13 protein-coding genes are annotated in these 19,014 nt (G+C 42.6%); 4 read left to right on the forward strand and 9 right to left on the reverse strand.

What is annotated here, in order from left to right; translation table 11 throughout:
- Positions 1 to 103: 103 nt before the first annotated feature.
- On the reverse strand, positions 104 to 1,267 hold the full coding sequence (locus tag ACL9RF_RS16640; protein ID WP_422801769.1) for an acyl-CoA dehydrogenase family protein: 1,164 nt from the start codon (positions 1,265 to 1,267) through the stop codon (positions 104 to 106).
- A gap of 110 nt (positions 1,268 to 1,377) precedes the next feature.
- Between ACL9RF_RS16640 and ACL9RF_RS16645 the strand changes: the two genes are divergently transcribed.
- The 3 genes from ACL9RF_RS16645 to ACL9RF_RS16655 all read left to right on the forward strand — a co-directional run bounded on the left by ACL9RF_RS16645 (position 1,378) and on the right by ACL9RF_RS16655 (position 5,123).
- Positions 1,378 to 2,907 carry an aldehyde dehydrogenase family protein gene (locus tag ACL9RF_RS16645; RefSeq protein WP_422801770.1) on the forward strand — a complete coding sequence of 510 codons (1,530 nt, stop codon included), beginning with the start codon at positions 1,378 to 1,380 and terminating at the stop codon, positions 2,905 to 2,907.
- A 27-nt stretch (positions 2,908 to 2,934) separates the two neighbouring features.
- Positions 2,935 to 4,236: an L-lysine 6-transaminase gene (gene lat / locus ACL9RF_RS16650; RefSeq protein WP_422801771.1), complete on the forward strand. Its 1,302-nt coding sequence runs from the start codon at positions 2,935 to 2,937 to the stop codon at positions 4,234 to 4,236.
- An 86-nt stretch (positions 4,237 to 4,322) separates the two neighbouring features.
- Positions 4,323 to 5,123 carry a sulfurtransferase gene (locus tag ACL9RF_RS16655; RefSeq protein ID WP_422801772.1) on the forward strand — a complete coding sequence of 267 codons (801 nt, stop codon included), beginning with the start codon at positions 4,323 to 4,325 and terminating at the stop codon, positions 5,121 to 5,123.
- 78 nt (positions 5,124 to 5,201) lie between these two features.
- Here ACL9RF_RS16655 and ACL9RF_RS16660 read toward each other — a convergent pair whose 3' ends face one another.
- From ACL9RF_RS16660 to hutH, 7 genes are all read right to left on the reverse strand, one after another.
- Positions 5,202 to 5,975, reverse strand: coding sequence for a GLPGLI family protein (locus ACL9RF_RS16660; protein ID WP_422801773.1), 774 nt, complete (start codon positions 5,973 to 5,975; stop codon positions 5,202 to 5,204).
- A gap of 22 nt (positions 5,976 to 5,997) precedes the next feature.
- A complete protein-coding gene (locus ACL9RF_RS16665; RefSeq protein ID WP_422801774.1) occupies positions 5,998 to 8,790 on the reverse strand; it encodes an outer membrane beta-barrel protein in 2,793 nt (930 codons plus the stop codon).
- Between the two features lie 295 nt (positions 8,791 to 9,085).
- The gene (locus tag ACL9RF_RS16670; protein ID WP_422801775.1) at positions 9,086 to 9,976 is read right to left on the reverse strand and encodes a pirin family protein; all 891 of its coding nucleotides are present in this window, start codon (positions 9,974 to 9,976) and stop codon (positions 9,086 to 9,088) included.
- A 97-nt stretch (positions 9,977 to 10,073) separates the two neighbouring features.
- Positions 10,074 to 11,036 carry a formimidoylglutamase gene (hutG, locus tag ACL9RF_RS16675; protein ID WP_422801776.1) on the reverse strand — a complete coding sequence of 321 codons (963 nt, stop codon included), beginning with the start codon at positions 11,034 to 11,036 and terminating at the stop codon, positions 10,074 to 10,076.
- A 3-nt stretch (positions 11,037 to 11,039) separates the two neighbouring features.
- Positions 11,040 to 13,052: a urocanate hydratase gene (locus ACL9RF_RS16680; protein WP_422801777.1), complete on the reverse strand. Its 2,013-nt coding sequence runs from the start codon at positions 13,050 to 13,052 to the stop codon at positions 11,040 to 11,042.
- Positions 13,049 to 14,308 (reverse strand): imidazolonepropionase, encoded by a 1,260-nt coding sequence (hutI, locus tag ACL9RF_RS16685; RefSeq protein ID WP_422801778.1) that lies wholly within the window; start codon positions 14,306 to 14,308, stop codon positions 13,049 to 13,051. The genes ACL9RF_RS16680 and hutI overlap by 4 nt, the downstream gene beginning before the upstream one ends.
- Before the next feature lie 2 nt (positions 14,309 to 14,310).
- Complete coding sequence (hutH, locus tag ACL9RF_RS16690) at positions 14,311 to 15,879, reverse strand: histidine ammonia-lyase (RefSeq protein ID WP_422801779.1); 1,569 nt, start codon at positions 15,877 to 15,879, stop codon at positions 14,311 to 14,313.
- Positions 15,880 to 16,080: 201 nt separating this feature from the next.
- Here hutH and ACL9RF_RS16695 point away from each other — a divergent pair, with 201 nt between their 5' ends.
- Complete coding sequence (locus ACL9RF_RS16695; RefSeq protein ID WP_422801780.1) at positions 16,081 to 16,989, forward strand: LysR family transcriptional regulator; 909 nt, start codon at positions 16,081 to 16,083, stop codon at positions 16,987 to 16,989.
- Positions 16,990 to 17,113: 124 nt separating this feature from the next.
- Here ACL9RF_RS16695 and ACL9RF_RS16700 read toward each other — a convergent pair whose 3' ends face one another.
- A complete protein-coding gene (locus tag ACL9RF_RS16700; protein WP_422801781.1) occupies positions 17,114 to 19,012 on the reverse strand; it encodes a RecQ family ATP-dependent DNA helicase in 1,899 nt (632 codons plus the stop codon).
- Positions 19,013 to 19,014: the final 2 nt, after the last annotated feature.

The raw sequence follows: 19,014 nt of genomic DNA on the forward strand, positions 1-19,014 counted from the left end.
TTACTTCCAAGCCTTTGCTGCGTATATTTTTTAATATAAGCTTAACCTGCTAAAAATGAGACGGAATAAAATGAAAAACTACGTATAGCCATCTAAACAAACTTTAAAAAGCCGATATGCCTGTTATATCCTGCCCGGTTATTAATAAATGTATATCATGTGTGCCCTCGTAGGTTATCACAGACTCCAGATTCATCATATGTCGCATTATCGGATAATCACCAACAATACCCATTGCCCCGAGCAGCTGCCTGGCATCGCGTGCCACTTGCAGTGCCATATACACATTATTACGTTTGGCCATAGAAATTTGTTGCGGCGTGGCTTTATTGGTATTCCGTAGTTGTCCAAGACGCCATACCAACAACTGTGCTTTTGTAATTTCGGTCAACATTTCCGCTAGTTTTTTCTGCTGCAACTGAAAGGAGGCAATAGCCTTACCAAATTGCTTGCGTTCCAGTGCATACTGTAAGGCTATACGATAACAGTCTATTGCTGCACCAATTGCTCCCCACGCTATACCGTAGCGGGCAGAATTCAAACACGACAAAGGGCCACGCATGGAAGAAACACCCGGCAACAAACGGTCTTCAGTAATATGCACCTGATCAAATACCAGCTCCCCTGTTAAGGAGGCACGTAAAGACCACTTGTTTGCAATCTCGGGGGTACTAAACCCTGCATCTTGCCTTTCCACAATCACCCCCCGAACCTTCCCAGCTTCATCCTTCGCCCATACCACCGCAACATCGCATATCGGTGCATTCGTTATCCACATCTTTGTTCCTGTAAGGATGTACCCCTTATTTGTACCATCACGCAACAGTTTAGTTTCCATATGCGCGGGGTCAGAACCATGGTTGGGTTCCGTTAAACCAAAGGCACCAATATACTCCCCTTTTCCGAGTAAGGGCAAATATTTCCGTTTCTGTTCTTCAGAACCAAAGGTATAAATAGGGAACATAACCAAGGACGATTGCACCGATGCAGCCGATCGGATGGCAGAATCACCGGCTTCTAGCTCTTGCATAATAAGGCCGTATGCCATATAATCCAATCCTGCACCACCATATTCGGTAGGAATAAAAGGGCCTAAAGCACCAATATCACCCAATTTCCGCATTAAATCTGGAATAGGTTCATGCGCCTGTGCATAGCTATCCATTACGGGAGCGATATCTTTTTCTATAAAAGCACGCGTTGCCGCACGAATTAAAAGGTACTCATCGCCCAATACATCATCTAAATTATAATAATCTACCGCCATATGTTTACAGATTGGTTACTTGTAAAAATAGGGATAATTCATAATATATAGCATTTTTATATTTTTTATTCGCTATATTTAAGAACATATCGAATATTATAAACAATTTTATGACAAATACAGAATTAAAAACATTAGGGATATTATCGGAGAATTTAGGCACCTCGATTGGCAACAGCTGGTTTGCAACAGGACCGCACATAGCTTCTATCTCTCCCACAAATGGCAAGCACATTGCCAACGTCGCTACTACAACCCGAAAAGAATATGAAAATGTTATTGCTGAAGCGGAGCAGGCGAAGCTGTTATGGCGTGATGTTCCCGCTCCAAAGCGCGGCGAAATTGTTAGACAATTGGGCGATAAACTCCGGGAATTGAAACCTGTTTTAGGGAAACTAGTATCCTATGAGATGGGGAAGTCTTACCAAGAAGGTCTTGGTGAGGTGCAGGAAATGATTGATATCTGCGATTTTGCGGTAGGCCTCTCTCGTCAATTATATGGTAATACCATACACTCGGAGCGCCCTAACCACCGTATGTACGACCAATATCATCCGCTAGGCATCGTCGGTATTATCACAGCCTTTAACTTTCCCGTTGCCGTATGGTCGTGGAATGCGGCACTAGCATTGGTATGTGGTAATGTTTTGGTATGGAAGCCCTCCGAAAAAACACCACTATGCGCCATAGCCTGTCAAAAAATTATAGGAGACATATTAAAAAACAATAATTTACCCGAAGGGATATCAAATCTTGTAACGGGTGCTGCTGAGGTTGGTAGATGGGTTGCAGATGATATTCACATACCATTGGTATCGGCTACAGGATCTACGGCTATGGGAAAACAGGTTGCAACCGTGGTGGCACAACGGTTGGGGAAAAGTTTACTGGAATTGGGGGGCAACAATGCGATTATAGTTACCCCGAGTGCAGACCTCAAAATGACAATTATAGGTGCCGTATTTGGCGCTGTGGGCACTGCAGGACAGCGCTGTACCAGCACGCGCAGATTAATCGTACATGATAGTATCTACGATACCGTTAAAAAATCTTTAATAGATGCCTATAGCCAATTAACGATTGGCGACCCCTTGGATAGTAAGAACCATATGGGCCCATTGATTGATACCCAAGCCGTACGAAACTACAGCGAGGCATTACAAAAAATCACGGAACAAGGTGGAAAAATATGCGTTCAAGGCGAAGTGCTTTCAGGTAAGGGTTACGAAAGTGGGTGCTATGTGCGGCCCGTTATTGCCGAGGTAGATAACCACTACGCTATTGTACAGCAGGAAACCTTCGCTCCGATTTTATACTTAATAAAATATTCTGGCGATGTGTCAAATGCTATAGCCATACAAAACGATGTTAAACAGGGTCTATCATCCGCAATTATGAGTAATAACCTCCGTGAAACAGAGCTATTTTTAAGCCATAACGGCTCTGATTGCGGTATTGCCAATGTTAATATTGGGACTTCAGGTGCCGAAATTGGAGGTGCCTTTGGGGGCGAAAAAGAAACGGGTGGGGGGCGAGAATCGGGATCCGATGCTTGGAAAGTTTATATGCGCCGACAGACCAACACGATAAACTACAGCAGTAGTTTGCCCCTAGCGCAGGGAATAAAATTTAACTTTTAAAGCTTGTAAACCCAAAAGATAAAAATTATGAGAGATATTCAACAACGCTTAAGCAAACATATACTCGCCGATGGGATGCCCATAGAAATGGACTTAACGCAATCTAAAGGCTCTTATATGAGGGATAAAAATGGCACCGCATATTTAGATATGTTCAGTATGTTTGCCTCCTCCCCTATAGGTTATAACCACCCTTATATACTTGAAAATGCTCATCAATTGACTGATATAGCAATTAATAAGCTCGCTTTATCGGATATTTATACCGATGTGTATGCCGACTTTCTAGACTGCTTCGCGCGGGTGGCCATGCCGCGGGAATTGGACTATTGCTTTTTTATTGACGGTGGTGCTTTGGCTGTAGAAAATGCACTTAAAGCGGCATTCGATTGGAAAACACGGTTAAATCTGTCCAAAGGGATATCCCAGGAAGCTGACCAGGTTATTCATTTTAAGCAAGCATTCCATGGCAGGTCGGGCTATACTTTATCCCTTACCAACACAAACGACCCCAGGAAATACATGTATTTCCCGAAATTTGACTGGCCACGGATTACTAACCCGTCTTTAAAATTTCCTTTGACGGAGGATCATTTAGCGGACACATTAGCCTTGGAAAAAAAGGCCATGGCAGAAATTGAGCAGGCTATTACAGATCATCCGCATCGTATAGCTTGTATCATCCTCGAAACCATACAGGCCGAGGGGGGTGACAATTATTTTAGAAAAGAGTTTTTCCAGATGCTCCGGGATATCTGCGATAAAAATGATATTCTCCTTGTTCTTGATGAGGTTCAAACCGGTATTGCCATGACGGGGAAAATGTGGGGGTATCAACATTATGGCATTGTACCAGATATCCTTGCGTTTGGCAAGAAAACACAGGTGTGTGGTATCTTAGGCAATAGGGAAAAATTTGACCGTGTAGATCGGCATGTTTTTAAGGAGTCAAGCCGTATTAACTCGACCTTTGGTGGTAATTTGGTCGATATGCTGCGTTTTAAACTTATTCTGGAAGTTATAGAAAAAGAAAATTTAGTCACGGCGGCCGAAGAAAAGGGTAAATATCTGCTGGAAAAACTTATCCTATTAACCCAAAAATTTCCTTTACTCACCAATGCGCGCGGGAAAGGGCTGATGGCAGCATTTGATTTTCCAGATTCGGCACGTAGAGACGGTTTTATTGCAGCTGCTTTTAAACAGCAACTTCTGATAATGGGGTGTGGCGAAAGAAGCATACGTTTCCGACCGCATCTTACGGTTACCATTGAGGAGATCGATAAAACCTTGCTAGTCATAAACAAGGTATTACAGGAAATAAAAATTTAAGAAATTCTACCCTTGGAGAAATTAAAAAAAATATAGACTTTAGCAGATGTCTATTCTTGTAAAGTTTTCATATTTAACGTTTCATAGTGACACTAGAACTCAACGAAATACAGCAACAAATGGAACAAGGGAAGCTTGTTTTCTTGGATTGCAGCATAGATAAAGTTAACAAGCCTTTGGATAAAAGCCTTATTGAATTAATTCCAGATTCTTTATTTTTTCCAATTGAAGGTGTATTTTCCGATGCCAGCTCCAACCTGCCTCATACAATGGTATCTGCAGCAGTTTTTACCCGGGAGGTACAGAAATTAGGTATTAACAGCGATACTACGATAGTATTGTACGATCGGTGGGGGCTGTATTCGTCGCCACGGGCATGGTGGATGTTTCGCTACATGGGGCATAAGGAGGTATATGTGTTAAATGGTGGAATAATCGCTTGGAAGGAAGCAGGGCTGCCGACAGTAGCTCGACATAGGCAAGCGACGAGAACTGGAAATTTCCAGGCGGCGGTTCAAAGCAACTGGTTTGAATCTAAAAGTTCCTTATATCAGAAACTACATAACCCAAACATACGGATTACTGATGCACGTGGAACAGGCCGGTTTATGGGCACTACAGCAGAACCTAGAGCTGGTTTACGATCTGGAAATATTCCCGGATCTACCAATCTGCCCTTCGAGGAGGTACTGGATGGCCCTTATTTAAAAAGCAAAGCAGCGCTAAAGGAAATATTTGCTGCACATATACGTGCAGAAACCCACAATATATTTACTTGCGGTTCGGGTGTTACAGCAGCTATCCTCGCTTTGGCTGCCTACCATACAGGCATCAGAGACCTGGCAGTTTACGATGGTTCATGGGCTGAATGGGGTAAAGAATACTAAAAACGACTGCCTACCTTTTACACGTCCAAAAGAGAAGCAATAAAAGGTAGGCAGCCGTTTATAAGGCATACTAAACTTTTAGAACAACACTTTACTCATTTGTTTTTGAAACTTCTCCTCCGTATACCAATCATAAACTGTTGCTTTTAATTTTTTGGTAACCTGTTCTTTATTCTCTGGTACGACCTTTTTCTTTTTAGTCAATACGGATGAAACAGGGGTATTAGTTAACTCCACTTTCGTAGCAAACATATTTATATTAAGCGTAGGAATGGATACGCCTAAAATTAACCCGGGCAGCCCTTGAACCAATTCGGGGCCTCCAGGAATATCAATTTGGTTGGTAAAAAAGGCTACGACATAAATCGAGTCCTGAACAAGCCCATTTGCTCTTCTACACTCATATCCAGCAATATTCCTATACTCATCAGTATAACGCCAGCGTACGGTAGGAATGCTATCCGCCAATAACAATTCATCTGCCCCAAAAGGCAGCAATTTCTGGAAGGTACCTTTATGATAATTCACATATGTTTTCGATTCATTAAAAACAGGCAAATACCTTAAAGCGGCGGAATAATTGGAAGGATAATCCTCTTTGGTCGATTCAAACAAAGTTTCCTGATTAAAGAAACTCAGCGTATGTTTTGTGACCACCTCATTCGGTCCATTTTTAATAACATTGTCTACATACATTTTATCCCAAGTATCCAGGTCAACCTTATTGAGGTAATTGCGTTTCAAAAAATTAACTATATGAAAACGTCTTTCATAGGTTACCGTTCCACTGTTAGGAAAAAAGGCATACTGCGCCCGAAGCTGCATCGCTGTACCCAAAAAAAATAATAACAAAATTAAATACCTTAGCTGCATACTAGCTTCCTCCTTTTATTGTTGTAAAATTATAAATAACCTTTATCATCATATACCTACGTAATACCTGGTTGCTTTCTTGTACGAATAAATTTCCTTGCTGTGTACGCTGAAGCCCATTATTACGGTTAAAAATATCGTTCACGAATAACTGCGTTTCCAACGACTTATCCTTTAAGAATTTTTTCGAAATATACCCGCTCGAATTTATCATATCAATTGCTTTAAGCGTTTTTGTTGCGGCGTTATGCGTTTGTTCAATACCCAATTGAATTTTAAAATCCTTGGGGAAGTAATACATAAAATCACCATAACTACGTAAGAAAAATGCCGTACTGTTTAGGTTAGGCTGCAAACTTGAATTCAGCACCTGTACACCGGGCATTATAGATACATAAAAGTCTATCTTATTAGCCTTAGACCTATTAAAACCGATTGTTGGCGACATGGTTATTGACGTATTTTTATTCCTATCGGCGTTACCACCATTTAGGGCTAAGTAATTGTAGTTTATGGCATAATTTGCATTGGCACCGATCTCTAAATTCAACCCCCAATTTTTTATCAAGGGCGTGTAATATCCAGCCCAAGCATTACCATTCCAATTACTTTTATCCAAGTTTACAAACGATACCTGTTGCTTACCTGTATTTTTATCATAAACAATCTTGGAGGTTATAGGATTTTCGAGCTGACTAAACCTAACATTTGTATAAATCCCTTTGTCTTTAAGAGGTCTATAGGTATTATACCCTAAGGATATAGTATTCGAAAAACCCGCCTTTAAATCAAAGTTATCGATATATTCCACCAGCTGCTGTGCATTTTGTTTTAAGGGCTCAATCTGTGTTAAAGAAGGTTGTACAGACCTACCTGAGTAGTTAAAACGTAGGGAGGTGTTTTTATCGATTTTATACTGTGCAGAAAAATTTGGCAGTACCGAGACCTGGTCGCGGTGTAGATTTTTATTGGGTGTATTATAATCCCGACGTAAATTATCAAAATCCAATCGGTTACTCAAATTTATGGTCCATACTTCAGATTTAAAATTTAACCCCGCATTTATCATCTGTTTCAGGCTACTACTTTTAAAGTCATTGAGTAGGTTTTCATCCAAAATATCATACTCCTGCGTCGCCGCGTTATAATTGAACGACTGGTTCAAGGTTTTATTCACATCAGATTCCAGACTATATCCCAAAGAAGCCGTAATCTTTTTAGATAGCGGTTCGGAATATGTCAATGCAGACCGCCAGCTCAGTTTATCTTCACGGTCTCTTTTGGCCTGATCAATACGCATCGTTGTACTGTCGGCAGTAAAGAAAGTATTAGCCCTGTATTGCGCATCACCATGATTTCTACCCGAATTAACATTTGCATTGAAGGTAATAGAACGTTTATCCTTTTTAAACTTCCGCGTTATAAGCACGTCGGCATTTAAATTTTCCTTAATTATATTACCCTTATTTTGATTGAAAGTTTTATTAATTAAACTATCGCTAAGGTTACGCTCTTCGCCATTCGTTTCCAACTCATTATCACTATCTAAGCGATTATACCCCATTTTTAGCGTTACTTCGGTTAAGGAGTCCATTTTAACATCGTAACGCATATTCGCTATATTGTTTCTATTATTATTTTCCGATTCGGTAATTGATGTATTAAGTCGTGCGATATCGGGCAGATTATTTTGAGATAGATAGTTTCTAGTGTTCTTCACATCCATCTGATTACGCCGAAAGCTCACATTAATTTTATGTTTATCCTCCTTAAATTTATCCGAATACGCGGCCCCCATATTTAAGGCCCGAGGAATACCCCTGCCCGAAAAATCACCGGACCAGGAGTCTGTACCATCACCAGAATCTTCCCTGCTAATATAAAACCCGCCACCGTCCATAACATTTACTGTACTGGAACTCATACCGTATTTTTCGGAAGCCTCAAAACCAAGGCCTACCAAACCATTATTTGCTGCGATACCATAAACAGAAATCTTCTGTGCAGCCTTAAATTTATTGAGCATAGCCTTTCCTGCATAATACTTATCGGTACCATATCCCGCTGTTGCTTCGCCAAACATACCCTTCTTACTACCCTCCTTAAGTTTAATATCGATAGTTTGTGTACGCTCGCCATCGTCTATCCCAGTACGATCCGCCATTTCTGATTTTTTTTCATACACCTGCACCTTACTAACCATATCCGAACGGATATTCTTCGTTATTAGGGTCGGATCGTTACCAAAAAACTCCTCGCCATCCAACAATATTTTCTTCACCTCCTTTCCTTGAGCAGTTATTTTACCACTAGCATCCATGGTAATTCCCGGCAAGACCTTTAATAAATCCGCTACTTTGGCATCCTTATCCACCTTAAAACTGGCAGCATCATATTCCACAGTATCCCCCTTAATGACAACAGGAATGCGCCCCTGAACCATCACTTCATCTATTAAAAGCGCCATTTTAGAGAGTTTTATTTGCCCCAGATTCTTGTCCTCCTCAGTAAGTTCGATTTCCTGCACAAAGTCGGCATACTGGGGGTAAGACACAATAAGTGTATACTTTCCATGCGCTAGTGTCGGAAAAGTAAAAGATCCATTCTCCTGACTACGAACAAATTTAATAAGGATGGAATCTACTGGATTTAGCAGCACCACCGCAGCTTTTCCCAACTTGCCATTATCGCTACCATCGACGACAGATCCGGAGAGTTTAGTTTGTGCATATAGGCCTACGCTCAACAGCATAGCGACACCTAAAAATGCGAGTTTGATTAGTTTTTTATTCATAAAATACTGGCTAGTCTTGTATTCAAGCCCACAAAACTACGAAAGTTTAGTAATTTGAATTCTATTCCTTTATTATTTAACTATTATTTAACACTGACCAGGTTTAATACACTACAGTTCAGCGTTTATAATGCCTAATAAAATTAAATAGCGCTAGTAACAGAAATAAATAAATAAATAAATAACTAGTAATTTAAACAGCAGGCAAAAAACACAAAAAAAACCCCTAACTAAACAAATTAGGAGTCTATAAATGGGGTAAACCTCTTATTATTAATACAAATTCGGAGCAAGCCTACTCATCCTTTGTTCTTGGCAAAGGTAGTGGCACATAGCCATCATCGCCCGGAACTTGAGGAAAGGCATGGTTCGCCCAGCGTTTCTTAGCCTCTTCTATGGTCTCTTTTTGCGTAGCGACAAAATTCCAAAAGATAAATCGCTCTTCCGGGAAAGGTTCGCCCCCAAAAATATAAACACTGGTATTAGGTTTCATTGTAAAAGAACAAAGATGCGCATCCTGAGTAATCAGAATTTGCTTCGGACCATAATCAAAACCATTACTTTCAATTTCGCCCTCCAAAATATATAAGCCAGATTCGCCATACAACTCGCCACGGATATCGATTAATGCCTCTTGATCTTTATTTTTAATCTCAATCATATACAATTTGCTATGTACAGGTACCGGAGATTTCTTTGCAAAGGCCTCCCCTGCAATCAGCTTATAACTTACACCATCTTTTTCCCAGGCCGGAATATCTGCCGCCTCAATATGATGAAAGGAAGGGTCAATAAATTCCAATTCTTTTGGTAGCGCCACCCAAATCTGGAGGCCATGCATAAATTTATCCTTTTGACGTAAATATTCTGGCGTACGCTCAGAATGTACAACCCCCTTACCTGCAGTCATCCAATTTACAGCACCGGGTTTAATCTCCATGGCCGAACCGATACTATCGCGATGAAAAATCGAACCTTCAAAAAGGTAGGTTAAGGTAGAAAGTCCGATATGCGGATGCGGACCAATATCTAAATTTTCATGATCGGCTAAACAAACCGGTCCCATATGGTCGATAAACACAAAAGGGCCTATGCTACGTTTTTGCCTAAATGGAAGTAGCCTTCCGACCATAAAATTACCGATGTTTGCAGCCTTCTCTTCTTGGATAAAATCAATATTCGACATATCTGGAATTTAAAATGTTTAGTAATTCTAATTTAACAGATTAAAAATACGAAAAGGAAAAAGAAAACCACTTAATCTAGGTTAAGTATTAAGGGAATCAGCGCTGCTGCACAATTTTAAAAATTAAATCCGCAGCCAAACGTGCCGTTCGATTGTCAATATCCAAAGCAGGATTAAGTTCAGCAATATCCACAGCAATAAGATTGGGCAGATTAATTATCACCTTAAATACCCGCCAAAAGGATCGATCTGGAATAATACCGTTAAATGCTAACGCACTAACTCCCGGAGCAAAGGGCGCTGCAAAGGCATCCATGTCGATACTGAGGTACACATAATCCACTGTAGCTGCAAAATCACGTATACTTTTCTTTATGGCTGCTACCTTTTTAGGATGGATTGCATCGGCCCCAATAATTTGCACTCCTTTTTGTTGGGCATATTGAAACAACGCGGCAGTATTAGCGATTTGCTGAATACCGATGGCTAGATAAGAAAAAGGCTGTTGTTCGTTGGATAGAAGTTGTGAAATTTGGTAAAAACCTGTACCCGAGTTAGGCCGCCCATCCGAAGGTTGCCGAATATCCAAATGCGCATCGATATTAATAATGCCAATACGCTTTCGGGTAGCATTTTTCAAACCTAAAAAATGAGGGAAAGTAATTTCATGGCCACCTCCAAGTAAGAGCGGGAAAGCCCCCGATCTTACGATAGCCTCAACAGCGCCGGCCAAATGCTGTTGGGCACTTTCCAGGTCTGTACCTTGACAGCGAATATCACCGACATCCAAAAGTTGTAAAGCAGCATTAAAATGCACAGGTAAACCAGCCAAAACCGAACGTAACACCGCAGGAGCCTCTGCAGCGCCCACACGCCCCTGATTTCGCCGCACCCCTTCATCGCTAACAAAACCTAAAAAAGCTACCGCTTTAGGCAACGGTTGTAACGCAGTTAGCGGTAAGCATTGCACCACCTGATGCCAGCGCCTATAGGCCGCCGCCGTACCATCGACACGCCCCGTCCAATAATCACTAGCCCCTGCTGTATACCCATCATTCATACGTCACCCCCCCTTAAACAAATCCTCAATAATGCTGTTTTCTACCCTATTTGCCCTGGTAACCCGGAATGTCGGTGTACGTGCAAGTTCAGCCTCCAATGCCTGCTGAGCCTCTTTATTACGGGCCCAAGCCCGACGAGCGATACCATTATTAACATCAAAAAACAGCATTTGCTTCAATCTATCCGCCGCCGCCTGGCTTCCATCCAAGAGCATGCCAAAACCACCGTTTATGACCTCCCCCCAGCCAACACCACCCCCATTATGAATAGACACCCAGGTGGCACCACGGAAGCTATCACCTATAACATTATGCATAGCCATATCAGCCGTAAACTTACTGCCATCGTATATATTAGAAGTCTCCCGATAAGGTGAATCTGTACCACTAACATCATGATGATCACGCCCAAGCACTATAGGACCAGAAATTTCCCCCTTCCGTATTGCCGTATTAAAGGCTTCAGCAATACGCATACGCCCGATAGCATCGGCATACAAAATACGCGCCTGGGAGCCCACCACGAGATTATTCTTATGGGCATCCAAAATCCAAGTAATATTATCTTGCATCTGTTGCTGTATTTCTGGGGATGCCTCGGCCTTGAGGTTTTCTAATACGGTATAGGCAATCTTGTCCGTTTTACGTAAATCAGCGGATTTCCCCGAGGTGCACACCCAGCGAAAAGGGCCAAATCCATAGTCAAAACACATCGGCCCTAAAATATCCTGCACATATGAAGGGTACTTGAAGTTTATACCATCCTCTGCCATGACGGCTGCACCCGCACGACTACTTTCCAATAAAAAGGCATTTCCATAATCAAAGAAGTAGGTACCCCGGGCGGCATGTTTATTAACCGCATCCACATGCCGTATCAAGGACTGCTTTACGGCAACAGCGAAATCATCCGGACGTTCAGCCATCATTTCGTTGGCTTCCTGAAAGGACAACCCAACCGGGTAATAGCCCCCCGACCACGGGTTATGTAACGAAGTTTGATCGGAGCCCAGCGTTACCTGTATATTGTCGATATAAAACCGCTCCCATACCTCCACCACATTACCCAGGTAGGCAATAGACACCACCTCCTTCTGCTGCACCGCCTGACCTACACGAATTAGCAGCATATCAATATCCTCGATCAGCTCATCAACCCAGCCCTGCTGTAGTCTTTTTGTCGCTGCCTCCGGATTTACCTCGGCACATACCGTTATACAGCGGGCAATATTACCGGCTTTAGGCTGCGCCCCCGACATGCCACCAAGACCAGAGGTTAAAAAGATTTTCCCTTCGGAAGTATCTCCATTGTTTAACGTCTTACGAAAAGCATTCATCACCGTGATGGTTGTACCATGGACAATACCTTGCGGACCGATGTACATATACGAACCCGCCGTCATCTGCCCATATTGCGTTACACCTAAAGCATTGTAACGCTCCCAATCATCGGGTTTGGAATAGTTGGGCACCATTATACCATTGGTTATTACGACCCGTGGTGCCGCAGTACTGGAAGGGAAAAGCCCCATAGGATGACCACTATACATATGCAAGGTCTGCTCGTCGGTCATGGTCGCCAAATACTGCATCGTCAAGAGGTACTGCGCCCAATTCTGAAAAACGGCACCATTACCACCATATGTTATAAGCTCTGCGGGATGTTGCGCCACTGCAGGGTCGAGATTATTTTGAATCATCAGCATAATTGCCGCAGCCTGCTGCGACTGTGCAGGATAATCATTAAGCGGTCTCGCATAAATGGCATAACCAGGCTTAAACCTATACATATAAATGCGTCCATAGGTATTTAACTCCGCCAGAAAATCAGCCGCTAATTCGGCATGCCATGCCTGTGGAAAATAACGTAAAGCATTTCGAAGCGCCAATTTCTGCTCCGCCAACGACAATATCACCTTACGCTTTGGCGCATGGCTTAGGGTAGCATCAACCGCCACTTTCGGCGGTAGCACGGCGGGTATTCCTTGTAAAATAAGCTGTTGAAAGTTTGTCATAAGATTTTATTTTTAGTAAATACCTGCACCCCATTTTTCCATACCTCCTGAGGCTGTAACGCCCCCTGCAGGTAGGTTATATCCTGGTAGTTGTCTGTTGCATACAGCATAAAGTCGGCCTTCATACCCCGTACAATCCTTCCCCGATCGTTAAGGCCTAACGCACAAGCCGGGCGAAATGTTAGCGCCGCCAATACCTCGGCATTCGAAAGCTTTTGCTGCGCCGCCAGGATAGCGGCAGAAGTCATCAGCTGCCCCATTGGCGCCGATCCCGGATTCCAGTCACTCGCAATAGCCAATGCGGCCCCCGCATCCAATAAACGACGTGCTGGTGTAAAACGATCGCCCAAACCGAGGGATGCCGCCGGTAAGGCTACAGCAACCGTATCCGAATTGGCCAGGCAATGAATTTCGCGATCTGTAGACGCTTCCAGATGATCCGCAGAGCGGGCATTAAAATCAACCGCAACGATACTGCTGCCAGCGGTAAACTGATCGGCATGGATGGTAATATCAAAACCCAAGGCCTGGGCTTTCCTTAAATACGGTCTTATTTGCTCAGCAGTGAAGGCAGATTTTTCAATAAACGCATCGATTCTATGCGTCAATTGCTGTTCTATAAGTTGCGGAAACAGTAGAGCAGCGATATCCGCTAAATACTCCTCTGGAGAACCGTTAAAATCCTTAGGGCACATATGCGCCGCCAAGCAGGTCGCTATTAAATCTGCCGAAGTTCCTGCGTTGGCCTTCTTTATAGCACGCAGTATTTTCAGCTCCTCGGCGACGGTAAGACCATAGCCGCTTTTCACTTCTATAGTCGTAACCCCCTGCTGCACCAATTTTAAGCTATGTTTTACGGTAATAGCAGCAAGCTCATCCTCGGTTAAGGCGCGGGTATGCGATACGGTGCTCCAAATCCCACCCGCAGCAGCAGCAATATCCAGGTAACTACTGCCACTATTCCGCAAGGCAAAATCATTCGGACGTGAACCACCAAAAGCAATATGCGTATGGCAATCGATATAACCGGGTAGCAATACCGCATTGTAATTTATATATACGATTTCTAAATCAGCAGGTACAGCATCCCTTAAACGCTTAAAATCTCCGACTTGTCGAATAACACCATCCTCTACCCATATCCCTGCATGCTGTATAATTTCCAATTGCGCATCCCGCAATGCCCCCTTTACAGGCAGCTTATCCATGGACAAAAGTTGCGTAAAAGGCCCTATTAAATAGCTTTTAATTTCCATTACTAAAAGTTTTCAAATTCCTGTTGTCCAGCTCCAAAGAGAGCGATATTATTTTTTTGAGCAGCCTTTTTAGCCTGCGCAATTAATTCACCAGATTCTACCAGGTAAAAGGCCTTGTTTAAAATATCTTCCATAGGCTGGTCCTCCTCCAGGTGTGGAATTAAAGTTCGTATATGCTGATGCATCGCCTCCACAATTGCCGTAGACTGCAACGGAGCATGGTAATCTTTAGCTTGGGCAGCACAGAGTAGTTCAATGCTCAAAATTCGGTTTACATTTTTCAAGACCTGCAATAACTTACGTGCCGATATAGCGCCCATACTCACATGGTCTTCCTGCCCCATAGATGTAGGGATACTATCGGCACTAGCCGGAAAGCATAGGCTTTTATTTTCACTTGCCAGGGCAGCAGTAGTATACTGCAAGATCATAAATCCAGAATTTAACCCCGTCGCCTTCATTAACAATCGAGGGACAGCATTGGTTTGCCCTTCCAGGGAAAGGTAAACCCTACGGTCTGATACATTCCCCAATTCCGAAACCGCCAATGTAGCATAATCTAAAGGTAGAGCAATCGGCTGTCCATGGAAATTACCACCACTGATTGTCAGTTCGTCATGGACAATAATCGGATTATCGGTCACGGCATTAATTTCCGTTTCTACAGTATCTTTAAAATGAAGCCAGGCATTTCGCGATGCGCCATGAATCTGCGGAATGCAGCGTAAGGAATAAGGATCCTGTACACGCGCACAATTCGCATGTGAGCGCACAATTGCAGAATGCTGCAGTAACGCATAAATAGTTGATGCCACATAGGCACTCCCCTTATAAGGGCGTAAAGCATGTAGTTCAGGGTAAAACGGCTTTATAGAAGCATTCAGCCCTTCCAGCATTAAGGTGGAAATTAAATCTGCATTGTTCATCAGTTTATTCATTTCTACCACCCCCTTAACCGCATGAGCAGCCATAAACTGCGTACCGTTGATTAAAGCTAGACCCTCTTTGGCACCTAGGCTGATGGCGTTCACATCCAAACGCTTTAATACCGATGCGGTATCCTGAATTACGCCATCCACAAACACCTTACCCAGGCCGATAAGGGGCAAAAACAAATGCGACAAAGGGGCCAAATCACCGGAAGCACCTACCGAACCCTGACAAGGTACTACGGGGATAATGTCCTGCTCGATATGCCAGATAATGCGTTCTATCGTAGACAGCTGCACCCCTGAAAAACCCTTACTTAATGCATGTACTTTTAAGATCAGCATTAATTTGGACAATTCCTTTTCAAGAGGTTCCCCCACACCTACGGCATGACTCTTTAAAATATTTTCCTGCAATTTTTGGGTATCGGTAATATTTATACGTGTGGTACATAAAGGACCAAAACCAGTATTAATACCATAAACTATTTCCTCTGCATCCACAATCTGCTGTACATACTGTGCACTCCGTAAAACCCTAGCCTTGGTCGCAGCATCGATCTGCCCGCGGATTTCTCCATTTGCGATAGCTATAGCCAGTGAACTACGGAGTGTATCTATACCATAATTAAATGTTTTCATCTTTATAATCAGCTGTTTATCAAATTTACCAGCTATATTTGATAAATAATAATACCAATACTATCAACAAATAATACCTTTTAGTTATGATTAGTAATTGGATAACTGCAGTTTTTTTCCGTTAAAGCGACTATAACTTTATCGCTATAAAAAGCGTATATTGTATTAAACCCGAATAATTAAAAAAATAAAAACCTGAATATGGGGTATCCAATTGAACTTCGACACCTACAATATTTTAAAGTGTTAGCCGAGGAACTACATTTTCGGAAAGCAGCGGAGCGTTTATTTATAGCACAACCAGGGCTAACGCGGCAGATAAAACAGATGGAAGAAAGCTATAAAGTTAGGCTGTTTGAGCGCAACAACCGCAGCGTAAAACTTACCCCTGCCGGGATGTATTTGAAAAGCGAGGTGGAGCTACTTTTTAATCGATTGGCTAACATAAGCTACCAATTGGAAAAAATTGGGGAGGGAAAGATAACCAGCCTAAAGTTAGGTTTTATTGGCTCCGCGGTGCAAACGGTACTTCCAACCCTATTAAAAGAGCTGAAAGCGAAACAACCCTTAATAGATATTGCCTTAAATGAACTATCCAATGAAATACAGCTGGATTATCTTCGGCAGGAAAAATTAGATTTTGGCTTTTTACGGTTGATAACGCCTATAGAAGGCCTCCAGACCATTCCTATAGCAACAGAGCATTTTGTTTTGGCCGTACCGAAGAGCCTAAAACTAAAGATAGAGACGCAAAAGGAGCCTACATTTGACCTTCGCAGCGTTAAAGAGGAAAACTTTATTTTATTTTCTAAAGACTACAGTAATAACTACTACGATCTTGTAATGAGTATATTTCGGGATCATGATTTTGTTCCGAATGTTACGCTACGCACCGTTAATGCATTAAGCATATTCAATCTTGTGGAGCAGGGCTTAGGTATAGCCATTGTGCCTGCATCCCTACCCTTAGGCTATGCCATTGAGGTAGATTTTATTTCCTTGGCTTACTTACCCCAACGCACGACCCTATCTTTAGTATGGAATGCCGAAAACCGCAATCCCGGAGTACCCCTACTTTTGGAAATATTAAAAAAAATAGTACCGTATTAAAAATAAAAACCAACAATGTTAGCGATATATCGGGTTTAGACTTCTTAAAAAGTTAGGCCATGCCTACGTGGGTCAACGATCCAGACAATGCCATACTTTTCGAAGTATTACATGTAGGCAACAGCTATTTCCCTAACCAGAGCAATAGACCGTCTGCTTCTTTGACCGTTCCAACATCGATTAACTCGCGTAATACGGCTAAGCGCTTGGCATCATCTCCGACGGATATACCATCCATCAATTCTGCTAAAGTCTGCGGTTTTTCCAACAGCAGCACACGAAACTCTGCCTCAATCTTTTCGGCCATATTTGTTTTATGCTTGCGCATTAAGCAAAGGTCGCAAGCGCCACAAGCTTCACCAGTATGTTCGCCAAAATAGGCAAGCAAGTCTTGGCTACGGCAGCTTTTACCATCCAAATACTGATAAATAGCGTGCAGTTGATTCGCTTTAATCGCCTTACGTTCCTTTATAAAATCTGTGTCGATATAGAGGTTTTTATAATCCACGCGTGTTTGTAAAAACTGCAGCTGCGGTTTATCTGTACTTGGCAGATAAGAGGCTATCTGCTGCTTTACCAACCCCTGCAACAAGATAACGACCTGCTCGTAAGGAAGTTTTAGTTTTTTCGCCAATTCGTATTCGTTTACGGGGACAAAAAAATCAAAAGCTCCCCCATAGTTGCGAAGGATAAGTTTTATCAAGGGGTCGTACTTTGCCGATTGAACCTGAAATTTATACAGTTCTTGGAAATCGATTTCAAACTTAAACCTGGAGGGCACATATACTGCCTCCGACAGTGCTATCCAGCCGTCACGTTCCAGAAACTTCAATGCACTGATGGTGGGGAGTACCTCCAAGTTATAGCGCTTCACAAATTCTGCGAGGTCAAAATCAAATAATGTACCCTTTCCTGCGCCATAAGGCACCTGAAAATTATTTGCCAGATGATGATAACATTGCTGTATAAATCGTAATGGAGGAAAGCTATTTTCAAAATTTGTCCACAGGCGATCCCTATCCGCTTGGTTATACAAAATTACAGGAAAGGCTTTTTTGCCATCCCTACCCGCCCTACCGGCCTCTTGATAATACGCCTCTAATGAATCGGGAATATCCATATGCAGCACAAAACGAACATCAGGTTTATCAATTCCCATTCCGAATGCATTTGTGGCAACAATAATGCGTATTGTATTATTTTTCCATGCATTTTGCTTCGCCTCCCTATCCTTCATCTTCATACCAGCATGATAGAAGTCGGCAGGAATACCATGGTTAATCAGAAACCATGCTATCTCTTGTGTTTCCCTACGGTTTCGCGCATATACAATACCACAACCTCCTATTTTATGAATAATACGTAGCATACGCCCCATTTTATTCTCTTCGTCCAGCGCCATGTAACCCAAATTCTTGCGTGCAAAGCTTTGCTGCATAACATGCGGCGCACTAAATAATAACTTCTCTTGAATATCGGCCACCACAGGAGGCGTTGCCGTAGCGGTAAGCGCCAAAACAGGGACTTGTGGATGCAGCTTTCGCAGTTCGCCAAGTTGTAAATAGGCCGGTCTAAAATCATAACCCCACTGGGAAATACAATGCGCTTCATCGATAGCAAAAAGATTTACCTTCATATATCGGATACGCTCGCGTACCATATCTGAATAGAGCCGTTCCGGAGATATATACAGAAACTTAATCTTTCCGAACACACAATTGTCCAACGCGATATCAATCTCCCGGTAACTCATGCCCGCGTAGATGGCTACCGCTTCAATACCTTTAGCACGCAGGTTTTCAAGCTGATCTTTCATTAAAGCAATCAGCGGACTGATAACCACGCATATGCCCTCCTGCATTAAGGAAGGAACTTGAAAACAAATCGACTTTCCTCCCCCTGTTGGCAGCAATGCCAAGGTATCACGCCCCGAGACCACAGCTGCTATAATTTCGGCCTGTAAGGGACGAAAAGCATCATACCCCCAATATTGCTTTAATATGGTTAAACTGTCTTCCTGCATAA

Source organism: Sphingobacterium sp. Mn56C, from assembly GCF_049319645.1.
GTDB lineage: Bacteria > Bacteroidota > Bacteroidia > Sphingobacteriales > Sphingobacteriaceae > Sphingobacterium.